Consider the following 3,832-nt stretch of genomic DNA (forward strand, 5'->3'; position numbering starts at 1 on the left):
CGTTGTCCAGGATCACCATGATCATGTCCGCCTGGTTGTGAATGGCATTGACCAGCCCCGGCATGGCGGCATGGAAAAAGGTCGAGTCTCCGCAAACCGCGATGATCGGCTGTTCCAGGCCGAAGCGTTGGAGTTTGCCGAACCCGGAGGCCATGCCCACGCCTGAGCCCATGGCGGCGACGGTTTTCACGGCCCGGAAGCCGCAATCCGCCACCCCCAGGGTGTAACACCCGATATCGCCGCAAATGAAACCGCGCCGGTTGTCGAGTTTAAGCGCTTCGTGGAGCAGCCAGAATGACGCGCGGTGGGGGCAGCCCGGGCAGAAGGTCATCGCCCGGTCCGGCACGCCGCCCTCGAGCGCGGCCGAAATCCGTTGGCGATAGTCGACCATACTGTCATCGGTCGGAAGGTCCAAGAGGGTGGAAAGGGCCGTCATGACAACGTCGGGGTTCAGTTCGTCCACCGAGGGGATCGTTTTGTCCGCGCGCCCGTGAAAGCGTGTCGGTCCGACGGTCTCGGACAGGTCGACAAACAGCGCCTTGAGATTGTCTTCCAAAAAGGGCGTGCCCTCCTCCACGATCAAGACGCGATCCGTGGCGGCCAGGTATTTTTCCATCAGCCGTGGTGGCAGGGGCCAGGTCGTGCCGAGTTTCAGGAGCCCCACCCGCGCCTCGAGCCCCAGAAGGGCAATGGCCTCGCGGCAGTAAAAAGTGGCGGCCGAACTGGTGATGATGGTCAGTTCCGGCCGGTCCGGTCCGGTGTAGGTGTTGAAGGGGCTCTTCTCGAAGCACGCGATTGCTTTTTCCAGGCCCGCCTGCTGGCGCAGACGCTGGGTCGGTGCCGTGCCAGGCAGCGTCATGACCGGGCCGGTCATTTGATCGAAAAACCCGCCGTGATATTGGAATTCAGCCCGCACCGCCGTTTCCGGAAGATCGCCGACGATTACGTTGCCCGAGGCATGGGACATGCGTGTGACGCTACGCAGCATCACGACATTGCGGATGGTTTCGGAAAGCTCGAAGGCCCATTGGGTCATCTCCTTGGCTTCCTGGATGTCGCCCGGCTCGATCAGGGGAAACTCCATCATCTTGCTGTAGGGCCGGGAATCCCCCTCGTTGGTGCTCGACAAGGAGCCGGGATCCTCACAGGTCACCAAGACCAGCCCGGCGCGGGACCCGTATTCCGCCAGGTGAAGCAGAAAATCGGAGGCCACGTTCACGCCGACTTGTTTCATCGTACACAGGGCGCGAAGTCCCGAATAGGAGCCGGAAGCGGCCACCTCCAGGGATACTTTTTCGTTGGTGGACCACTCCACGTAAAGCCCCATCTCATCGGCCACGTCGCCCAGGACCTTGGGGATTTCCGAAGACGGTGTCCCCGGATAGGCGGCAACGACCTTGACACCGGCCTCCAGCGCACCCCGGGCAATGGCCTCGTTGCCCATCATCAGAACGCGTTCGTTCTTGTTTTTTTTATCGGTAATGATTGACATGGTAACTCCTCTGGCAAATCAGCACGTGTTGGAAACCCCCTGTCCAAGGCATAACGGTGGTCAGCGGACATGACCGCCCCGGGTCAGGAAGCCAGGGCCTTCTTCGTTTCGAACAGACGGTTTAGATTCGACTGGCCGTTGCGCTTTTTACCCATGGCGGCGGATTTGAGTTTGGCCAGGTTCTCCGGGGGAACGTCCTTGAATTCCAGGATACCCTTTTCCCGGGCAAGGTTCAGCAGTTGTTCCCCGGCCGTCGTTCTGACGATCACCTGGTTCCAGTGCCGGTCCACGTCCCAGCCCTCCGGGCTTCTCGCCGAGCCGACCGAGATATCGGCGAATTCGGCGGTCATGTCCGTGCAGTAGGCACAACAGTCGCGGACGCAGCCATTGACCTGATCAATGGGGATCTCGACCCTGCCGGCGTCCGTCTCCACCTGCATGCAGGCATGACTGGAGGGCGGGATGTCCATGGCGCGGATTGTTTCGCCCTTGACCGCCGTGAGCACCATTTCCCGCAGTTTCCGCCAATCCAGGGTCCAACCGCAGAACAGGCCGATCACCAGCTTGAGACGGGCCACCCGGGCGGCATCCGCGTCGGCCGGATCGCTGCGCATTTTCGCCAGGGCCAGGGCCTGACAGGGCGTGGCCACGACCCCCAACGGCCCCTGCCCTTCAGCCGACGCGCGATTGAACTCGGCGACCGCCGGCGCATTGCCGAATTTGCTGCCCGCCGCCGCCAGGATGTCGGCCCGACTGAATGCCGTCGTGCTTTTGGGCAGCATGGGCCCTTCCTCCTGCGCCACGATCCACCCGTCGATGAGCCCCTGTTCCAAGGCCAAACAGGTGAGAGCCGTCACCGTGCCGCCGTGCTGGGCCCGGGATCGGATTTCCGCATCGGTCGCCCGGGTCATGTAAAGCCCCCTGAAGGCTCCCAGCTCGGGGGTGATGTGCGACGTATCGAAAAGCGCCTGGTTCAGGTGCTCCAGATCCGTTTCCATGCGGGGACAGTAGCGTCGGCAGCGGCCGTCCTCGCGGTCGCAGTCAAACAGCATGACCGTGGCCCCCCGATGGGTCCTGAGGTAAGGGCAGAGCCCCACACAGGCGCCGCATCCGGTGCAGAGCCCGGTATCGATAACAGAAGATGAGACATGTGACTGGTGGATGGTTGGTTTCCCCGTCATGGTAATCCTTTGTCCTTTCCAGGCGTTTCAAATCGCATTTGTTTCCGAATTCATGGGATAGGCTGGCCGGGCACCCATTTTTGGATGTCTACACCGGGTTCTTCGAAAGCGTCTCCATGATCTGCCCCCATCCCCGGCAGCGTTTGATATTTGCATCTGCCGCACCCTTCTTATTCCACGGCCGATCCAATAGAAAGACGGGAATGTTCAGGTGATTGGAAATAAAGACCGCCGTATCCAAAGAATCTTCCACGGCAAACGAAAAATGCATCTTCTTGATATCTTCCAATGACAAGGTCTCCGCATCGCCGTATCCATCGCCCTGGCGGGCGTATTTATTGACGAAATAGATATGGTCATAGGGTATGCGATAGGTTGACAGCCACGCTTCCGAAGCTGTTTTTGTAAATCGGGGACGCCCCGTAACGATCTCTATGGCATAGCCCATTTCAGCTATCATCGATAAGGCTTCAGAGGCGTTGTGAACGGGATCGTTTTGAAGAATTTTTTCATCGCTGTGGGCGATATCCAAAATTCTGCCGACTTTGTCATTCGAAATATTCATGCACGTGCTAAGGTCGAAATGCGTAAGATTATCATAACTTATTTTTTTCCCATATTGTTCAAACAAAATTTCAAGCAAAGATTCCGCCGTCGAACACAAGACGTCGTCAAAATCGATGTAAACGGTTTTCCTATCATCTTCCATCATCATATGATTCACCCGCATTCCATCAATAAAGAAAGGACACTCAGACGTTTCGGCGCATCATGCGCTTGACCGTGTAGACCATCACCTCATCGCCGGCCTGGTTGTTCACCCGATGGCGGAAGGTGACGATGCCCCGGTCCGGCTTTTTCGTTGCACGGGTGGCGGCCACTTCGATCTCCACCGTTAGGGTGTCGCCGATGAAAACCGGTTTGCGTACCTCCAGCTCCACGCCGAGAAACGCCATGCCGCTGTGCAGGAGACCCGACAGGATGGTCAGGCCCTCGGCCACGGAAAAGGTCAACGCGCCGGGGACGATGGGCTTCTCGTAAGGCGTGTCGGTTTTTACAAAGTCGCGGTCCATGAAAAGGGGTTCGAAAAATCCGTAACTGGTGGCGAAATTGACATGATCCGCTTCGGTCACCGTCCGGCGGGCCGTGGTGTAGGTCT

At 58.8% G+C, this 3,832-nt stretch carries 4 protein-coding genes; all 4 read right to left on the reverse strand.

Features of this window, described 5'->3' with window-relative positions:
• The coding region (locus AB7S84_RS16865) for a thiamine pyrophosphate-dependent enzyme (RefSeq protein WP_428155939.1) at positions 1-1,492 on the reverse strand (1,492 nt) is incomplete at its 3' end.
• Between the two features lie 83 nt (positions 1,493-1,575).
• Complete coding sequence (locus AB7S84_RS16870; protein ID WP_428155941.1) at positions 1,576-2,673, reverse strand: Coenzyme F420 hydrogenase/dehydrogenase, beta subunit C-terminal domain; 1,098 nt, start codon at positions 2,671-2,673, stop codon at positions 1,576-1,578.
• 88 nt (positions 2,674-2,761) lie between these two features.
• Entirely contained in the window at positions 2,762-3,388 is a 627-nt protein-coding gene (locus AB7S84_RS16875) for a 5' nucleotidase, NT5C type (RefSeq protein ID WP_428155943.1), read from the reverse strand.
• A 37-nt stretch (positions 3,389-3,425) separates the two neighbouring features.
• Positions 3,426-3,832: MaoC family dehydratase (locus AB7S84_RS16880; protein WP_428155945.1), on the reverse strand; the 407-nt coding region annotated here is incomplete at its 5' end.

The organism is Desulfococcus sp. (assembly GCF_050178255.1).
Classification (GTDB): domain Bacteria; phylum Desulfobacterota; class Desulfobacteria; order Desulfobacterales; family Desulfococcaceae; genus Desulfococcus; species Desulfococcus multivorans.

What these genes read in the sequence shown, in the direction of transcription:
- AB7S84_RS16870 (WP_428155941.1), bottom strand. Translation starts at nt 2,673, where the DNA reads ATGACGGGGAAACCAACCATCCACCAGTCACATGTCTCATCTTCTGTT.
- AB7S84_RS16875 (WP_428155943.1), bottom strand. Translation starts at nt 3,388, where the DNA reads ATGATGATGGAAGATGATAGGAAAACCGTTTACATCGATTTTGACGAC.